The sequence below is a fragment of the Pseudomonas sp. S3_A03 genome, from assembly GCF_054668275.1.
Genome location: NZ_CP162753.1, coordinates 2788792 through 2806641, shown reverse-complemented (window position 1 = coordinate 2806641; position 17850 = coordinate 2788792). Strand labels below are relative to the sequence as shown.

Here is a 17850-nt window from a genome sequence, read left to right as displayed (position 1 = left end):
CTTAACACACTGGGGTTCATTAGGAGTTTCACGATGGAAATGCTGAAGTTTGGTAAGTTTGCTGCTCTGGCTCTGGCTCTGTCCGTAGCCGTTGGTTGCTCGTCTAAAGGCGGCGACAATGCCGGTGAAGGCGCAGCTGTTGATCCAAACGCTGGTTACGGCGCTAACACTGGTGCAGTTGACGGCTCCCTGAGCGAAGAAGCTGCTCTGCGCGCTATCACCACTTTCTACTTCGAATACGACAGTTCGGACCTGAAACCAGAAGCCATGCGCGCTCTGGACGTTCACGCCAAGGACCTGAAAGCTAACGGCGCTCGCGTTGTTCTGGAAGGTAACACTGACGAACGTGGTACTCGTGAGTACAACATGGCACTGGGCGAGCGTCGTGCGAAAGCCGTTCAGCGCTACCTGGTACTGCAAGGTGTTGCTCCAGGCCAACTGGAACTGGTTTCCTACGGTAAAGAGCGTCCAGTTGCTACTGGCCACGACGAGCAGTCCTGGGCTCAAAACCGTCGCGTCGAACTGCGTAAGTAATTCGTCATGCGAACGTGCCGTCGTGCTCTAACTGTATTGGCTCTCAGCTTCGCACCGCTTGCGGTGTGGGCTGCGGTTCCTGTGGAAGATAGCAACTCTGGCTATAACAATAGCGGGAGCAGCTATCCGCCAGCGGGTTATGGCACGAACGGCGCCTATGCTGGGGGGCGGCTACGGCCGCTCCTTCGGCACAGGGCGAACTGTTCAACCAACTGCAACGCATGCAGGATCAATTGGCCCAGCAACAGGGCGCCATTGAAGTTCTGCAGAATCAAGTGAACCAGTTGAAGCAAGAAGGCCTGGAGCGTTACCAGGATCTTGATCGACGCATAGGAGCCGGTGTTACACCTGCCGCTACTCCTGATAATTCTTCTGCCGGTGGTGCGCCAAGCGCTGCCGCCGGTGGTGCAGCAGGCGCCGCGGCTGCCAGCCAAGCCCCTGCCGCCAGCAGCGAACCGGCTGATCCGGCCAAGGAGAAGCTGTATTACGATGCAGCTTTCGACCTGATCAAAGCCAAGGATTTCGATAAGGCCAGCCAGGCATTCAGCGCGTTCCTGCGCAAATACCCGAACAGCCAGTACGCGGGCAATGCCCAATATTGGCTGGGCGAAGTAAACCTGGCGAAGGGTGATCTGCAGGGGGCGGGCCAGGCATTTGCCAAGGTCAGCCAGTTGTACCCCAAACACGCCAAAGTACCCGACTCGCTGTACAAGCTCGCTGACGTAGAACGCCGCCTGGGTCATACCGACAAGGTAAAAGGCATTCTGCAGCAGGTTGTAGCCCAATATCCGGGGACTTCCGCCGCACAGTTGGCTCAACGGGATCTCGCAGCGCTTGTAAGCAATGCCGCCCGTTTAGAAGAAACCCGCGCCTGGCGCGGGTTTTTTCGTTAGAATCCACGCCCTTTTATGAAACACGCTCCTTGGAGCCTACGCGTTGGCGGGGTTCCTTGAAGTGCCTGACGGAGGCGGACAGCCTGTTTAGCTGTTACGCCCGTGGCGACTATGCAAGACACATTACGTATTACCGAAGTTTTTTACTCGTTACAGGGTGAAACGCGAACCGCTGGGCTGCCCACCGTTTTCGTGCGCCTTACCGGTTGCCCTTTGCGCTGCCAATACTGTGACAGTGCCTATGCCTTCAGTGGCGGCACCCTGCGCACCCTCGACGACATCCTGGAGCAGGTCGCCGGCTTCAAGCCTCGCTATGTCTGCGTGACCGGTGGCGAGCCCTTGGCCCAGCCCAATGCCATCCCGTTGCTTAAGCAGTTGTGTGATGCCGGTTATGAAGTGTCCCTGGAAACCAGCGGGGCCTTGGACATCTCGGCAGTCGACCCACGCGTCAGCCGCGTGGTCGACCTCAAGACGCCAGGCTCCAAGGAAGCGCATCGCAACCGTTACGAGAACATCGAGCTGCTGACGCCCAACGATCAGGTCAAGTTCGTCATCTGTTCCCGTGAGGATTACGATTGGGCCAACACCAAGTTGATCCAATACGGTCTCGACCGTCGAGCCGGTGAAGTGCTGTTTTCCCCAAGCCATCACGACCTGAACGCGCGCGACCTGGCCGACTGGGTGGTGGCGGACAACCTGCCGGTGCGCCTGCAATTGCAGTTGCACAAGTACCTGTGGAACGACGAGCCGGGTCGCTGAGAGGGCGCACAAACGGCCGTCATTGCAGCCCTAACGCGTTATTTCTGATTTTTTTAAAATAAGGTGTTGAATAATCCTTAGAAATCAGTATTATACGCGCCACCACACAGCGGGTCGTTAGCTCAGTTGGTAGAGCAGTTGGCTTTTAACCAATTGGTCGTAGGTTCGAATCCCACACGACCCACCATTTTTGGCGGTTTAGAAAATCCGGAAGGCCCACGCAAGTGAGGATTTCCGGGTTTTTTTTTGCCTGGCATTTGGGCCTGACAGGTGCGCAATGCACCCGGCACTGCCAGCATTTGGCCAAAGCGCCTGTTGACTCTCCTGTTACGGGCACACCCTATCCTGAACGTTCAACTTTCAGGATGCGGTGATGATGAGTAAGCGAGTACTGGTGATTCTGGGGCACCCCTCAACCGACAGTTTTTGTGGGGCGTTGACCGAGACGTACGTGAATGCCGCCACACGTGCCGGGCACGATGTGCGTCTGTTGCGGCTGGACGCATTGCGCTTCGATCCCGTGCTGCACGACGGCTACAGACAGGTTCAGCTGTTGGAGCCGGATCTGCTCAAGGCTCAGGCCGATATCACTTGGGCTGAACACCTGGCATTTGTCTATCCGATCTGGTGGGGTGGGATTCCGGCATTGATGAAGGGGTTTTTCGACCGAATATTCCTTCCGGGGTTCGCCTTCAAGTACCGCGAAGGCAAAGCCTTTCCCGATAAGCTTCTAAAGGGGCGTACGGCTGATCTGCTGGTCACGATGGACACGCCGCCGTGGTACTACAAATGGGTCTATCGCATGCCGGGCCTGCATCAGATGCGCAAAACCACCCTTGAGTTTTGCGGCATAAAACCGTTGAACACGCTTACGTTTGGGCCAATCCTCGGTTCCGGCGCCTCCCAGCGTGAAGCCTGGCTCAAGCAAGCGCAGGCTATCGCCGGCCGTTGATGCTCGCGTGGCACAGCATCGCCTGCAACGGGCGATGCCAGCTTCATTCATACAGATACATAGCCTTTTGATATCTCCGGGTTCCCGGTTCCGGAGACATGTGTGAAGATGCGCGCGCCAAAATGCGCTTCCACACGTGTGCCATAAAAAAGGACTTTTCATGTATATCGGCAAAGCGGCCCTGCTGTCGGGCACCACCGTCAAGACGATCCGCCACTATGAAGACATCGGCTTACTGCCGCCGCCGGTGCGCGAGGGCAAGTATCGGGTCTATAGCCAGCAAAGCGTCGAGTTGCTGACGTTTATCAAGTGTGCTCAGCAACTGGGGTTCAAACTCAAGGAAATGCAGGCGATCCTTCAGGATCACCGCGGCCAGGAGCTGCCGTGGGATTTGGCCAACAAGGCCATTGCGGATAAAAAAATCGAGCTGAAAGCCCAGATCCAAGGGTTGCAGAACATCTACGACGGCCTTGAGCACTTTGAAAGCAGCCTCAAGGATGCCCAATACCAATGCCAGTTTGAGCACCTGTCCAAAACAGCCTGAACGAACGTGCTGCATGAGCTCATGAAGCGGTGCACGCGGTTCGCAAACGCCGGCAACCCATGGTTACTGAATGGTTATTGCCGGCGTCGCCCGTTTCAGCACCTAGCCCAGGGCGCCCTCGTGTGCTGGATGTTCACGTTCAGTTGCCGGTTGCTCGGGCACGATCGCTGCAAAGAACCAGGGCGATATCAGCGTCACTAACAAGATGGTCATGACCCCGCTGGAGAACAGCGCCAGCGCCACCAATGTTCCCAGATCAATCACGGGCTTGTACGCGGAAAACAGCAGCGCCAGAAACCCCACCGAGAAAATCACCACGTTGACCACCGTCGAGCGCCCGACACTGTGCATGGCCGTCAGAATTGCCTCGTCCACGTGGATACCTTGCTGCACCAGCAGCTTGATGCGCGACAGCAGATGTACGGCGTAATCCACGACGCCCACCACCAGGAACGTGACCAGCGTGGTGCCGATGTTCAGCTCGATGTTCAACAGGTACATACAGCCATACACCGTCACCGAAGTGGTCAGCAGCGTCAGCATGCCCAGGATCCCCAGCCGCACTGACTTGAGCCAGAACATCATCATCAGCGTGACCACCAGCAGCGCGAGCGAGAAGCTCAGCACCTGGCCCTGGGTGATCTCCGCCAGGATGCCGGTCCAGATTTTGGGTGTGCCGGCATGGGTGACCTGCAGGTTGGCCGGTTTGTTTACCAACAGCCAGGCGTCCAGGCGGTCCAGCAGGTCCTTGTAGTCGCTGGCCACCGAGGAGGTCATGGTATAGAGCGTCAAGGCTTTGGAGTAATCGGCGTTAAGCACGTTCTGCAAGTCGGAGCCGCCGCCGTTCTCGAACATCATGATGTGCTGCTCGATCAGCAAGTTACCGTCGACCTCAAAGGTTTCCGTTTGCCCTTCATCGTTGACGGACGTCACCTGCTCCATGGCCTGCGGCACGCGCAGGTACGCGGGGTTCATGTCATTGAGCACGAGGTTCATGCGCTTGACGTAAGCCGCCACTGAATAGGTGTAGCTGACGTTCGGCTGAGACTTGAGAAAGTGATCGAGTTTGTCGAGGAACTGTACCGTCTCGGTGGTCAGCGCGCCGCGCGGGGTGTTGGTGTCGAAGGCGATCCAGCCAGGGGAAGTGCCCGCGATCCGGGAACGGTTGATGAACTCATCGGAAACGCGCACCGGGCTGTCTTTCTTGAAATAGGCGATACCTGAGTCCTCGATATCGACCATGAAGGTAAATACCGTCATCAGTGCCAGCAACGGCAGGCTCACGACGAGCACCGGCTTGCGCCAGCGGATCAGGCGCGCGCAAAAAGCCACCAGGTAGCGCGAGATAATCGACTCTTTGTGTACGGTTTTACGCAGCGGCTGGTCTTTGCCCCAGATGGAGATCCACGCTGGAATCAAGAGCAGCGAGATGATCAACGCGGCCGTCAGCCCGATGGACATGAAGATGCCGAAATTGCGGATGCTGACGATGTTGTTGGTCGTAGAGATCATAAACGTGGCGATGGTGGTCACCGTGGTCAACACCACGGGCACCACCATGCGGCGCATGGTCTCGCGGTTGGCCTCGCGGTACGTCTTGCCGGCGTTGAGTTGCTCGTAATACTCAGCCATCACATGGATCGCGTCGGCGCAGCAAATCGTGAACAAGAACACCGGCAGCACACTGGTGAGCAGGTCGATGGGCACTTTCAGCAATGCCATCAGCCCCAGCGTCCAAATCGTGCAGAACAGAATATTGAACAGCGGCAGGAACACGCCCAGGGGCTTGCGGAAGAAAAACACCAGCATCGAGGTCACGAGCAGGAACACGATAGGAAACAGCAACGCCAGGTCGTGATCGATGATCTCTTGTTGGGCGGCAATGAAAATGGGGGTGCCGGCAATAAACACTTCATCGGTGAATTGCGGGTTTTGGCTCTGGTAGTCGGCGACAATCTGGCGAACCTGTTGGTAAGCCCGCAGTTGCGCCTGGGCGTCGTCTTGCTTGGTGCCTAGCTCGGCCACCACTACCGCGACTTTCTTGTCCGGGGACACCACCCCGCCGACCATTTGTTCGTTGCCCATGATCTGCGCTTCGACGGCCTGCGGGTCCATGTCCAGGCCGTGCAGAGTCTTGTGGATCCACAGTTCGCCGTCAGCGCTCAGGCTGATGTTTTCCAGGTCGGCCATCGAGGCCATTTCCTGGATCGGGTTGATGCGTTCGGCCAGAAAGGTCAGAAACTGTAGGTCGCGCGCCTCCCAGCCCTGGCTGCGCGCGTGGTCGCGCAAGGCTTTGGCCTGGGCATAATCGTTTTGGCTGAAGCCGTTGCCGAGGATATCGGTGGCCAGCAGTTGGGCACGACTGTCGTTCTCGTGCTGGCCGACAATGCGGCGCAACTCGACTTCGTCATCGGCGTTGGCCAGCATCAGCCGCCGCAGGGCTTGGGATATTTCGAACTGGGCGTTGAGCGACTGCGTGTTAAAGACGCTGTGCGCATTATTCTGGGCGACCATGACCGAGTCATAGGTGCCTGTGAACTCGCGTTGCAGTTCGATGATGGTTTTGCGTGCGGGGTGGCTTTCCTTGAGCAGGTAGGGGTTGGTGTCCGACATCAGCGAGCCGAGGGCATAGGTGAAGTAGGCCGTGATCGCCACCAGCACAAACACAATCGTTCGCGCATAGCGCTCAACGAAGTTCAGGTATCGTTCCATAGTTCAATCGGTTCCACGAAAGGCAGGCGCAGGAGTCAGCGGGCGGAGACGGCAAATTCCGGCAGGTCACCGGTTTTGAGGCCGCGCTTGATCGCGGTCTGGTTGAACAGCCAGTCGTCCAGTTCAACGTTGTATTGCAACTGGTTGAAGCGCAGCTGGGAGCGGGTGCCGGCGATGAAGTCTTCGGTCTCGCTGAGGGTGATGCTGTCGATGTGGTCGACGGTCTCGACTCTGAGCGTACGCATCTGCTTGAACATCACGCCTTTGACGTCGAAGAAATCCTGGCGCATGACCAGCTTGTTCTGCTTGTCGATCCACACCTTGAGCTGGTTGTAGCCGGTCTTGGCCAGAATCTGCGCGGACACCGGGGTGCGTTCGATGACGTAGCATTCGCGCCCGCCCAGGGTCTCTTCGCCCACCAGCGTCTGGCGGTAGTCCTCGGCGCGGATCTTGTCCAGGTCTGCGTAGGAGTAATCACTGCCCATAAACGCGCCGCGCTTGTCGGTGGTCGAGATCCGGCGGGTCTGACGGCTGACCGGCAAATACATCCACTGGCTGTCTTCGGCATTCAGGGCTTCGTGGGGGTTTTCGATGTGGAAGGCCACGTTGCGCACATCGTTGGGCGCCGAGAAGTACATGGTGAATTTGTCACTGTCCGCGTAATCCTTTTGCAGGTAGCTGAACTCGCGCACACGGCTGTTGCCTTGCTTGTCGAGCAGGATCAACGAGACCTGCGACATAAAACTCTTGCCGTCATTGCGGTCGCGGGCCTGGCGAATGATGTCGTCGGCGTTCGGCGCGGCCAGCGCAAGCGTGCTGGTGAACATCAGCAGGCTGGTGGTCAGGACCTTGAGGGGCGGCAACATAGAAATTTCCTTTTCTTTAAGTGGTTTTATCGAAGGTCAGAACAAATAACCGGCCGACACGCGCAGTTGGTCGCGTTGGCTGTATTGGCCAAACGTGCGGTCTTGTTTGCCAAAAAACACATCCACCTCCAGCCCCAGCTTCAGCCAGTCCACGGGGGTGTAGGTGAAAATGCCTTGCAGCAAGGCGTCGTCTTTGGCCGGCGGGGACATTGCCAGCACCAGCCTGGATTTGAGCCGGTCACGCAGGTGGGTGCCCTCGGCGGACAAGGTGAACAACGGCTGGCGTTTGTCCTGCACCATGCCGGCCTGCCAGTCCAGCAATTGCTGCTCTTGCCATTGCACCGAGATCAGCCAGTTGCGCAGCAGGTAGTCCACCCCCAGCAACGACTTGATCATCGGGCTCTGGCTGCTGCCCTGGGCGCGGTAGGGGTTGGTGACGTGCCAGCGATCGAAGTAAGCCACCTCGCTGCGCACCACGATACTGTGGCCGGCGTCGATCGCCAGGCCGGCGCCGCCCATGCTGTAGCGAGGGAACTGGCGCTCGAGGATCACGCGCTGGTCGTCGGCGATGCCCTCGACCGCATACACCGGGTCTTGCTGGCGTGCATTGAGGGCGACAAAGCTGGCGTCTACCGCGCCGATCCGGCCGTTGGCGCTCAACCCATACGAAAACCCCTTCTGCCCGCTGTAGTCGGGCTTTGAGCCGACCACGAACGTGTCCGGGGCCGGTGCGGCGAACAGCGGCGCGTCGAATTCGCTGCCCGTGGCCGGCGCCTGGTTTTTCAGGAAGTCGGTGATCCACAAGGCTTCCACTTCCCACTCGCCCACGGGTTGGGTCAGGCGCACCATCGGCACGGCGATGCGGCTGTCTTCGAGCAAGGCCGTCACCCCTTCGCGATAGTCGATGGGGTTGACCTGGTCCAGCACCCGCAACTCATCGGCGCGCCCCCACACCACTTGCTGCCAGCCCACCGTGACCTCACCGTCACCCAGGTAATGGCCCCAGTACAGGTGGCGCCAGTCGGCACTGAAGCGATAGTCCTCGCGTGCCGCCTGGCTATAGGGGGTATGCCCGTCATAGCGTGCGTCGTAGCGAACCCGGCCCTTGGCCTTGTAGTAACCGCTGTCCCAGTTGTCTTCCAGATTGGCCTTGAAATACACCGCCTTCTGCGTGACCGGGTCATCACCGTGCAAGCGCAATGCGCTGGCCAGGCCCACTTCCGCATCGGCATGCGCCGGCAGCAGGTCCGCGCCGGCCAGTTGCGGCGCCAGCGCGACCAGGCCCAGCAGCAGGCTGCGCGTGAGCAATGCTGTGTTCATGGCTACATCCCCAACCCGGCGCCGCCATCGATCATCAGGCTCTGCGCCGTGACCCCGCTGGCTGCGGGGCTGACCAGGTAACCCACCATGGCGGCGACTTCGTCGGCTTGGATGAAACGGCGCAATGGCAGCTTTTTCTTGGCATTGCGCAGGATCTGCTCCTGGCTCATCCCGGTAATGCCGGCTTGCGTCGCCAGCTCGCCTTGCAGCATCGGCGTATCGATCCAGGCCGGTAAAATGGCGTTCACGGTGATCCGGCGCGGCGCCAGGTCCAACGCCAGTGCCTTGGTCATGCCGATAATGCCGTGCTTGGAGGCACAGTAAGCGGTGTTGCGAACCTTGCCGATGCGGCCCAGGATCGACGACAAATTGATGATTCGCCCGCGATCCGCCAGCAGCGGCAGGCACAACGAGGTGACATAAAAGGTGCCGTTCAGATTGACCGAAATCACCTTGTGCCAGTTATCCAGGTCCTCCGGTTCATTCTCGTTGCACACGCCGGCGCTGTTGACCAGCACGTCGATGTAACCCAGGCGTGCCGACAGGTCGTTGAACAAAGCCTGCACGCAGGCCAGGTCGGCGATATCGACGCCATGGGTTTCGATGCTTGCGGCAAACGCCCCGGCGCCCACCCAGCTTTGCAACTGCGCCAGGTCACGATCCACCAGGATCAGGCGATGGGCCGGGTCGTTGGCGAAGTGCTCCGCCACCGCGCGACCGATACCGTTGGCGGCGCCGGAAATCAAAAACGTTCGAGATGCATTCATGGCATTTTCAGCCCGCCGTTGACCGACAGTACTTCACCGGTCACATACGTTGCGCGTTCGGCCAGGTACAGCACGGCCTCGGCGATGTCAGCCGGCAAGGCGAAACGCTTGATCAACAGGCGTGATTGCACTTCTTGCGCGTGGAGGTCGAGCAAGGCGGCGGTCATGTCGGTGCTGACGATACCCGGCGCTACCGCGTTGACGCGGATATTGCGCGGCGCCAGTTCCACCGCCAGGGCGCGAGTCAGCGCCTCCACGCCGCCTTTGGCGGCGGCGTAGCTGCTTTGACCCTTGCCAGGTTTTTGCGCGGCTACCGAGCTCAGTTGATGATGCAACCCTGGCGCTGGCGCATCATGCCGGGCATCACCTGCCGGCAGCAGAGCAGGGTGCCTATCAGGTTGGTCTGGATCACTTCACTGATCGCCTCGACCGAGAGTGTCGCCAACAGACCATCGCGGGTAATCCCTGCGTTGTTGACCAGCAGGTCTATGCGCTCGAAGCGCTGTTCAACCTGTGCGAAAAAGCCGTGATGCTGTGGGCGTCGCCGACATCGCACTGCGCCGTGAAACACGCGCGGCCCATCTTTTCGACGTCATCGCGCACCGCCTGGGCCGCCGCTTCGTCACGCACATAGCTGAAGGCAACCTGGTAACCGGCCTCGGCCAGTGCCAGGACGACCGCTTTGCCGATGCCGCGACTGCCTCCGGTGACTACCGCTGTTTTGAGGTTCATGGCCGTTCCTTAGAGTGAGTTGTGGGTCTTGAACTGCGCCAGGCCAAAACCGTGGATCGCCGCCAGGGCGCGGATCTGCTGCACTTGTTCGCGGCTGATGTCGCCGTAGGAGTAATGCTTGGTGATCCCCGCCAGCCCCATCAGCACCGACTCGGCCATGCAGGCATACAACTGGCCCTGTTTCAGATAGGCCCGCACATTCGGCGCCAGGCCATCGTTGAAAGGCGTCTGCACAATGCCGCCATGCATGTACAGCACGTCGCTGCGCTGGGCGCTTATCGCTTGGTCCACGTTCAAGGGCACGGCGATGTCGCAGATCACGCTGTGTTCGGCAAAATGCCCGGCGTCGAGAAACGGCTGCGCCGCGTTTGCCGCACACAGCACGATGCGTGCGCGCTTGAGGGCTTGCAGGTCATCGGTAACGGTGATGAAGGCGTTGGCGCCCAGGCGCTCCTGCACCAGGCGCGAGACCTGCAACCCCAACTGCGGGCTGCTGCCGTATTCCTGCAGCAATGCACGGATACCGTCGATCTGGAGCAGGCGCCGCGCCAGCAGGTCGTCGTTGGCCGTGCCCTTGAGTATCGAGCGCGCAGCGTCGGCGTAGATCAGTTGGGCGGTTTTTTCCAGGCGGCGTACCGAGCCATCACGACCGCTGCCAATCAGGATCAAATGGTCGACGGCGACGGACAGCAAAGAGGCGTAGGTCGACGCCACGTTACCGGCCGCACCGACCACGGCTGCCGTTTGCGCATGCAGCGCCAGGCCCTGTTGCTTGCAACCTTGCTCGATGGCCTCCAGGCCCATGCCGATGGTCAGGGCGTTGCCGGAGGTGAGCGCCATGTCCGGGATTTTCAGGGCCTGGCAATTGTTAGTCACGATGGAGGTGTACATTCCCAGCCGGCGACGCGGTAGCCGTCGGCGCGGGCGTCGAGGACGCGATTGCCGACTTCTGTGCGAATCACCTCCAGGTCGCCGCTGATGATGTAGTCCGCCATGGCATTGGAGTCCATGCTCAGCGGGTACAAGGTGAACTCCACCGCCATGCCCAACTGCGAGCGAATCACCACGGGGCCCACGGGCGCGGCACGGCGCTCCGGTGCGGTGCGTTGCATGAACACGCGCTTTTGCTCGGCGCTCAGTTGGCTCAAGGACGGGTCGACATCACCGAGAATGTCGGCATCGATCAAGTGGTTGATAAAGGCCACGCGCGCGACGATAGGCGTGTCCTGCGTGGCATGGGCAGCGGCGGCGACCTGGAATCCGGTGTCACGCGGGGCGATCACCGGGATCAAGTCACTGCAGACGGTGGCGGCCAGCGGGAAGGCGTCCCCGCGTTGCAGCATGTCGCAGACTGTTTGCAACGCGCCGATCAGCCCGTCGATCTCCGCAAAGGTGATGCATGCGGGCGGTTCCAGGCGGATCACATTGGAGTTGCTGCCCGAAGGCGCCACGCGCAGGGCTTGGAACTGCAACAGGTAGCCGGCGATCAGGTAACCCAACGCATCGTTGTACTGGGCCGATGCCTGCACCAGTGAGCTGTTGCCGCTTTGGTCGTGCAGTTCAATGCCCAGCAACAGGCCACGGCCCCGGACATCGGCGATGACCTCGGGGTACGCCGCTTGCAATTCAAGCAATGACGACTTGAGGTATTCGCCCTTGTTGCGCACGTCCTTGAGCATCGCATGGTCATCGGCGAACAGGCGATTGAGCGCCGCCAGGGCGATATGGCACGAGGCGTCGTCTTCGGCGAAGGTCGAGCTGTGGATATAGCTGAAGTCTTTTTCATAGTGGCTGCTGCGGATCACCGTGGCCGCGATCTTCATCAAGCCGCCGCCCAGCGCCTTGGACAGGCAGTAGTAATCACCTTGCAAGTTGAAATGACTGCTGGCCAGGAAGGTGCCCGTACGCCCGAAACCCGACTGCACTTCGTCGATGATCAGCGGGCATTGCTGCTCGTTACACAGGCGGCGCAACGCCCGGTAAAAATCAGCCGGGAACTCGATGATGCCGCCTTCCCCCTGGATCGGCTCCATCAGCACGCCGGTGATCGCGCTGAATGCATCGCGCTTGACCAGCAGTTGGTCTGCGCTCCATTGCACGCTCAGCCAATGTCGGGTGTGGCGCGCCGGCAGTTCCTGGAGTTGGTGGGGCTGCTGCGGGTCGATGAACTCCACGTTCAAGCCAAAGCGCGCGAACGGCTGGCGATATTGCCGGCCATGCGTCAGTTGCACCGTGTTGACCAACTTACCGTGGAAGCTGCCGCGCAACGCGACGAACACCGGCTCTATGTGCAACTCGGCGAGGTTGTGCTGGCGCACGGCCTCAACCACCTGGCGTACCGTGGCGCTGGTCAGGTGGGCGGGCAGCAGGCCCGCCGGCAGGTCGAGGTCGGCCACGTCCACTTCACGGTAGGCGCGGTCGCTGGCGCTCAGTTGCGCCAGGTCGAAGTCCAGTTCGTCGAACCGGCGTTGCAGGTTTTTCTGGCGGCGAAACTCGGCATGCTTGACGGCAATTTCCACCGCCTCGGCGCCGCTGTTGGAAAAGTCGAAATGTACGCTTCGCTGTTCTTCAATTCGCGGTTGAAGGCTTCGCTCAGCGCACGCCCCAAGGTTCCGGCCGTGCCGCGGATCGACATCTGCGCGTTAAACGGCACGTCGGCGCGCAGCAACGTGCAGAGTTGGTCGACAAACCCTGGGTCGTTGTGGCCGAACAAGGCGGCGCCATAGCCGCCGAGAAAATCGGTGACGGTGACTTCGTCACCCTGGCGGTTGCGGTAGAACAATTGGCTGCCCAGCGCGCGCTGGAACTCGCACTCCAGCCCCAGGGCCTGGAGCAAGTCGACAAACTTGGGGCGCACAAAATCACGGTAATCCATTACATCCATGTCCTTTAAAAGAGGAGGGTGTCGTACAAGAACGTCAGGCGTTGTCGGCCCGCTCGCTGTAGGTCAAGTGGTAACAAGCACTGAAACCGTTGTCGTCCTGGTTGAGGACCAGGCAGTCGACGAGTTTTGTCGAATGGGCGGCCCCCATCGCAAAGGGCAGGTCCGCGGCCACCGGTTGGCGCAACCCGGCAATCGGCGGCACGCACTGGGCGCGCAGGGCGCAGCGGGCGAGGATCAGGTCCGCCAGGCTGGGGGCCGCGCTGAGCAGGCCGGTTACCGCCACGCCGCTGGTAATGTGGGCGGCGCCGGTTCGGGCCAGGGTGTGGCTCAACCGCCGGTCTTTGTCGGGCTGGCCGGTAGCGCCGCACACCAGCAAATCGGCTTGCCGGTCAGGCAGGTTCAACGCTTCGACCGCCACATCGGCGGTCATTGTTTGCAGGCATACCTGGGCTTCATCGCCAAGCTCTACGCGCCGGCGCAACACCAAGGCCGCCGCGCCTTCGCCGGCGATACCGCCAGTGCCTTGCGCATCGAAAGGCAGCAGGGTGTGGGCGCCGTCGGCGATGATCGTGCCGGCCTGCACCAGAGCGCTGAGTGCCAATGCATCGAGTTCGCTGCCCGCGCCGACGATGATGGCCACGTCGATGCGCCCGCTCTGCAAGGCGGCGCAGGCCTCACGCAATGCCGCGAGGTTGCCGCTGACGCCCTGCATGTAGGCGTTGCATTCGCATTCAAGCTTGAGCGCCAGGCTGGTCACGCCCAACAGAATGTTGCTCAGGCCTTTGAGCACCAGGAACGGGTCCTGCGCCCGCTCCTGCAAGATGCGTCGGGCCAGGTGGCGCATGTCGGCGCCTTCGGCTTGACGACATTCGTGGAGCAACTCGCCGTAGGACGCCAGCGACGGATGGGTATACCCGCCCTGGCAGCAATAAAGACCGTAGGTCAGGTCGTCGGTGCCCGGGTTCAGATTGGCCTCGGCCAATGCCTGGCGTACCGCGCTGACGCCCCAGATGACGGCGGGCGTGCAGTAACGTTGCAGGTTTTGGGCAAGGTCCTGACGGCTGCGTTGGTGGTCGTCATAGTGGACCTGGCCGAAGGCTGTGACCCGTTCACTGTGAAACTGCAACGAGCGCAGCGGCTTGATCCCGCTGCGCGACTCGCAGGCCGCCGACCAGAACGCATCCACGCCCCAACCGCTGGCCAGTACGCAGCCGCTGCCGGCGATCGCGATGGGTACGCCGCTCATTGTGCGTGCTCCTGGTATTTACCCAGCACCAGGCAGGTATTGAGCCCGCCAAAACCGAATGAGTTGCTCAGTGCCACATCGACGCGGCGGTTCACCGTTTGATGGGCGCAGTAATCCAGGTCGCAGTCGTCGGCGGCATCGTGCAGGTTGAGGGTCGGGGTAATCCGGTCGTGCTTGCAGGCCAGTGCTGTGACGATCAACTCGGCGCGCCGGCGGCTGCGATCAAGTGGCCGAACTGGGATTTGTTGGCGCTGACCGCCAGCCGTCGATAGTGCTCGCCTTGGGCGAACACTGACTTGATGGCGAGGGTTTCGGCCGCATCGTTGAGCGGGGTGGAGGTGCCGTGGGCATTGATCAGGTCCACCTGTTGCGGGCGGATGCCGGCGTCGTCCAGGGCGGTCTGCATCGCGAGGGCGGCGCCCCGGCCCTGCGGGTCGGGCGCAGTGACTTTGTAGCCGTCCAGGCTGCTGCCAAAACCCAGCACTTCGGCATAGGGCACGGCGCCACGGGCGAGGGCGCGCTCCAGGGTTTCGAGCACTACAAAGCCGCCGCCTTCGCCGGCCACCAGGCCGCTACGGTGGCGATCAAATGGCCGGCAAAGCCCGGTGCCCCAGCGTTGTTCGCTGCTCGCGGCACCCAACAGGTACAGCGCGGTCATGGTGTCCAGGCTCAGCACCGAATCGGCGCCGCCGGCGATAGCGACCTCGACTTCACCCCGGCGGATCATCTGGAAGGCATTGCCGATGGCCTGGGAGGCCCCCGCGCAGGCGCTGCTGATATTGACCACCGGGCCTTCGCAACCGATGTCATCGGCAATCACCCGCGCCAGGCGGTCGTTGCTCTGGCGCAGCGAGTGGTCCGCATCGACCTGGTCGACCCTGGCCATCAAATGGCGCCACGCCGGTGGCGCATCCCGCTCGCTGGAGACGGTGAGCAGCATGTCTTGGATGCTGTGGGCCGGGGCGCCGGACGCACACAGTACCGCGGCATCGCGCAGTTGCTCGCGGGTCAGGCCACTGTCGGTAATGGCTTGGCTGGCCGCCACCCAACCCAATCGGCTGCGTTTTTCCAGGGGCATTTGCCAGGCGCGATGGCCTTGCAGGTAGTCGGGCAGCAGGCGGCTGTCCACGGCGGCCGCATAGCGTACCGGGAACGTCCCGTCCGCCACGCCTTCGGGTTGCCAGGGGCGGATGCAGTGCTCCCCGCGCAGCATCTGCGCCCACATCGATTGCCATTCGAAACCGAAGCCGGTCACGGCACCCATGCCGGTTATCACAATCCTTGGTGGGCTCATGCCTGTTTCTCCGTGGTTTCGTTGGCCAGTAATACGGCGCCCCAATGGCCTGCGCGGCTGTGATCGAGCAGCAGGGTGTAGCCATCGGCGTGATCGTGAAGCGCCAGGGCGATTTCGGTCAGCAAGGCGCTGGCCCCCAAGTCGCCAGTCATATGCCGGCTGCTGTGGAAAATCGCCTGGGTGTCTGCGAACAGAAGAGGCAGGAACGGCGTACCTGGCGCGGCGACAATCCGTGCGACGTCGCGCATGCCGAGTTTTTCCCTGGCTAATGTTTGCTGGACGACTCGCTGCGCCACGGCGCTCGACCGTTCGGGCGAGGCGCTGTAGCCACGGGCGAACCCGGCAATGCGCAATGCATGTGTGCCGTTTGCCGGTGGGCGCGAGGTCAGCAACAGCGCTGCCGCGCCTTCGCCGTAAAGGCTCGCGTCTGCCTGAGGCGGGCTTTGTGTGCTGTCGCGCAGATACAGCGCAGGCGAGAGGTTCGGGCTACTGCTGACCACGACACCCGCATCGGCACGATCACCGGCGATCTGTTCAACCGCTTCGATCAGCGCATCGATCCCGGCATTGCTCTGTGAGCAGAAACCGCCCATGGGGCCGTGGCAATGCAGGGCTTCGGCCACGTAGGCCATGACGCTGCTGTTGAGCATCATCAGCGCATGCAGCGGCGGGGTATGCGCAAACAGTTGCGCGAGCAGCGCATCCGGTTGTTCGGCGATGGCCTGCACGGCCTCCCAACAGGAGCTGGGGCCATCCACTTCCGGAATGGCGGCCATCAGCGCAACCCGCTCGCCGGCGAGGTGCAAGTTATTCAGCGGGCCGGCCATACGACCGGCGCAATACAGCAGCCTGGCGCCCTGCGGTTCGACATTGCGTTGAATCTTGCGGTCGAACACCGTGGTCGGCAAACGCGGTACGGTCACTGGATAGGCCAACGGGCCTGGGGGGAAATCCAACACGTGGGCGACCGGCGCCGAGCCATGTAAGTCGGCGCACTCACTACCGGCGCTGTTGAACACGGATGCGGCGACCAGGTAGACGGGTTTTGCTTGAAGGCTGTTCATCTCATGCGTTTCCCAACACCAGCGAACTGTTGACGCCACCAAAACCGAACGAATTGGACAGCACCACCTTGATGGGCTGTTGCTGTGCTTCGGTCAGGAAGTTCAACTCAGGGAACTCGGCATTTGCCGGGTCATAGTTAAGGGTGGGCAACGCCACGCCTTGCTGCAGGGTCATCAATGACAACACCGCCTCGATGGCGCCGCTGGCCGCCAGCGAGTGGCCAATCGCCGATTTGTTGGCGGTAAACGTCATCGTGCTTGCGGCCGCGCCGAACACACGCTCGATGGCCAGTGCTTCACTGCGATCGTTCGCCTGGGTCGAGGTGCCATGGGTATTGACGTGGTCCACGGCGTCGCGGCTCAGGCCGGCACTGGCAAGGGCGGCGTTCATGCAGTGGGCGTAGTGGCTGCCATCGCGGCTGCTGGAGGTGATCTTCTGTGCTTCGCAATATTGGCGTAGCCCAAGACCCGGCCGAGGGCGCGGGCCTTGCGTCGTTCGGCATGTTCCCTGGACTCGAGCACGAGCATCGCCGCGCCTTCGCCGAGGACGAACCCGCAGCGGTCATTCATGAACGGGCGACTCTGTTGCTCGGGTGCGAGGTCGGCACGCTGGCAAATCGCACCCAGGCCGTCGAAGCTGTAGTAGGACAATTCGTGGGCCATCAACTCGACGGCGCCGCAGATGGCCACGTCGATGTCGCCGCGCGCGATGGCGCGAAACGCGCTGCCGATCGCCATGGTTCCGGCCGCGCAGGCGTCGGAGTGGGTGCTGATATGGTCGCGAATGCCGAGCAGGCGGGCGATGTGGACCGTCTGCTGGTCGATCCGCCGAGCGAATGGGCCACCCACCAGGGTGTGGTTGTCCAGGTAGCGATCCAGGTCGACGCTGCCGGTGGCGTCCATATGGCGACTGGCTTCTTGCAGGTCACGGCTCACGCAATGCTTGTTGGCGCCGAGGAACACGCCGCTGGCCACGCGGGAAAAATCGGCGGCAACCAGGCCTGCCTGCTGCAGCGCCTGCCGGGCGACGAACTCGGCGAGCAGGCTCTGGCGCGGTAGCGTTGTTGCATCCACCGCCACCTGCGCGGCCATGGCCTGCCACTGCGCGTGGTCGATATAACCGGCGGCGCTCACCGCGAAGCCCAGTTCGGCAAACACCGGATGTTGACGGATACACGAACGCTTGCCACGGATGTGTGCAAACAGCGTTGCAGCATCCAGTGCCGTGGGGGCTACCAGCCCGTAGCCCGTGACTAAAACCTCTCGCGGCCCCATGAGCAAAC

General features: G+C 61.4%; 10 protein-coding genes, 1 tRNA gene and 5 pseudogenes. 6 read left to right on the top strand and 10 right to left on the bottom strand.

What is annotated here, in order from left to right; all coding sequences use genetic code 11:
• Window positions 1-33 precede the first annotated feature (33 nt).
• From pal to AB4O25_RS12760, 6 genes and pseudogenes are all read left to right on the top strand, one after another.
• Window positions 34-534 carry a peptidoglycan-associated lipoprotein Pal gene (gene pal / locus AB4O25_RS12785; RefSeq protein ID WP_003209827.1) on the top strand — a complete coding sequence of 167 codons (501 nt, stop codon included), beginning with the start codon at window positions 34-36 and terminating at the stop codon, window positions 532-534.
• 6 nt (window positions 535-540) lie between these two features.
• A pseudogene (gene ybgF, locus AB4O25_RS12780) lies at window positions 541-1427 on the top strand (tol-pal system protein YbgF).
• A 111-nt stretch (window positions 1428-1538) separates the two neighbouring features.
• On the top strand, window positions 1539-2186 hold the full coding sequence (queE, locus tag AB4O25_RS12775) for a 7-carboxy-7-deazaguanine synthase QueE (protein WP_017529211.1): 648 nt from the start codon (window positions 1539-1541) through the stop codon (window positions 2184-2186).
• Window positions 2187-2297: 111 nt separating this feature from the next.
• A tRNA-Lys gene (locus tag AB4O25_RS12770) sits at window positions 2298-2373 on the top strand.
• A gap of 186 nt (window positions 2374-2559) precedes the next feature.
• Window positions 2560-3138, top strand: coding sequence for an NAD(P)H-dependent oxidoreductase (locus tag AB4O25_RS12765; RefSeq protein WP_017529210.1), 579 nt, complete (start codon window positions 2560-2562; stop codon window positions 3136-3138).
• 160 nt (window positions 3139-3298) lie between these two features.
• On the top strand, window positions 3299-3682 hold the full coding sequence (locus tag AB4O25_RS12760; RefSeq protein ID WP_460150907.1) for a MerR family transcriptional regulator: 384 nt from the start codon (window positions 3299-3301) through the stop codon (window positions 3680-3682).
• A gap of 102 nt (window positions 3683-3784) precedes the next feature.
• Here the strand turns inward: AB4O25_RS12760 and AB4O25_RS12755 are convergent, their stop codons facing one another.
• From AB4O25_RS12755 to AB4O25_RS12710, 10 genes and pseudogenes are all read right to left on the bottom strand, one after another.
• Complete coding sequence (locus AB4O25_RS12755; RefSeq protein ID WP_460150906.1) at window positions 3785-6394, bottom strand: efflux RND transporter permease subunit; 2610 nt, start codon at window positions 6392-6394, stop codon at window positions 3785-3787.
• Between the two features lie 35 nt (window positions 6395-6429).
• Entirely contained in the window at window positions 6430-7260 is an 831-nt protein-coding gene (locus AB4O25_RS12750) for an outer membrane lipoprotein-sorting protein (protein ID WP_017529207.1), read from the bottom strand.
• A 36-nt stretch (window positions 7261-7296) separates the two neighbouring features.
• The gene (locus AB4O25_RS12745) at window positions 7297-8580 is read right to left on the bottom strand and encodes a DUF1302 family protein (protein WP_065876966.1); all 1284 of its coding nucleotides are present in this window, start codon (window positions 8578-8580) and stop codon (window positions 7297-7299) included.
• Window positions 8581-8582: 2 nt separating this feature from the next.
• Window positions 8583-9347, bottom strand: a complete 765-nt coding sequence (locus AB4O25_RS12740; protein WP_116079226.1) for an SDR family NAD(P)-dependent oxidoreductase — start codon at window positions 9345-9347, stop codon at window positions 8583-8585.
• Window positions 9344-10079: pseudogene (locus AB4O25_RS12735) on the bottom strand (3-oxoacyl-ACP reductase family protein). Before AB4O25_RS12735 ends, AB4O25_RS12740 begins: the two are co-directional and overlap by 4 nt.
• A gap of 9 nt (window positions 10080-10088) precedes the next feature.
• A pseudogene (locus AB4O25_RS12730) lies at window positions 10089-12954 on the bottom strand (aminotransferase class III-fold pyridoxal phosphate-dependent enzyme).
• 43 nt (window positions 12955-12997) lie between these two features.
• Window positions 12998-14209 (bottom strand): beta-ketoacyl synthase N-terminal-like domain-containing protein, encoded by a 1212-nt coding sequence (locus AB4O25_RS12725; protein ID WP_460150905.1) that lies wholly within the window; start codon window positions 14207-14209, stop codon window positions 12998-13000.
• Window positions 14206-15503, bottom strand: a pseudogene (locus tag AB4O25_RS12720) (beta-ketoacyl-[acyl-carrier-protein] synthase family protein). Before AB4O25_RS12720 ends, AB4O25_RS12725 begins: the two are co-directional and overlap by 4 nt.
• Window positions 15500-16567, bottom strand: a complete 1068-nt coding sequence (locus tag AB4O25_RS12715; RefSeq protein WP_065876963.1) for a beta-ketoacyl-[acyl-carrier-protein] synthase family protein — start codon at window positions 16565-16567, stop codon at window positions 15500-15502. The pseudogene AB4O25_RS12720 and the gene AB4O25_RS12715 overlap by 4 nt, the downstream one beginning before the upstream one ends.
• A gap of 1 nt (window position 16568) precedes the next feature.
• A pseudogene (locus AB4O25_RS12710) lies at window positions 16569-17842 on the bottom strand (beta-ketoacyl-[acyl-carrier-protein] synthase family protein).
• Between the last annotated feature and the right edge of the window lie 8 nt (window positions 17843-17850).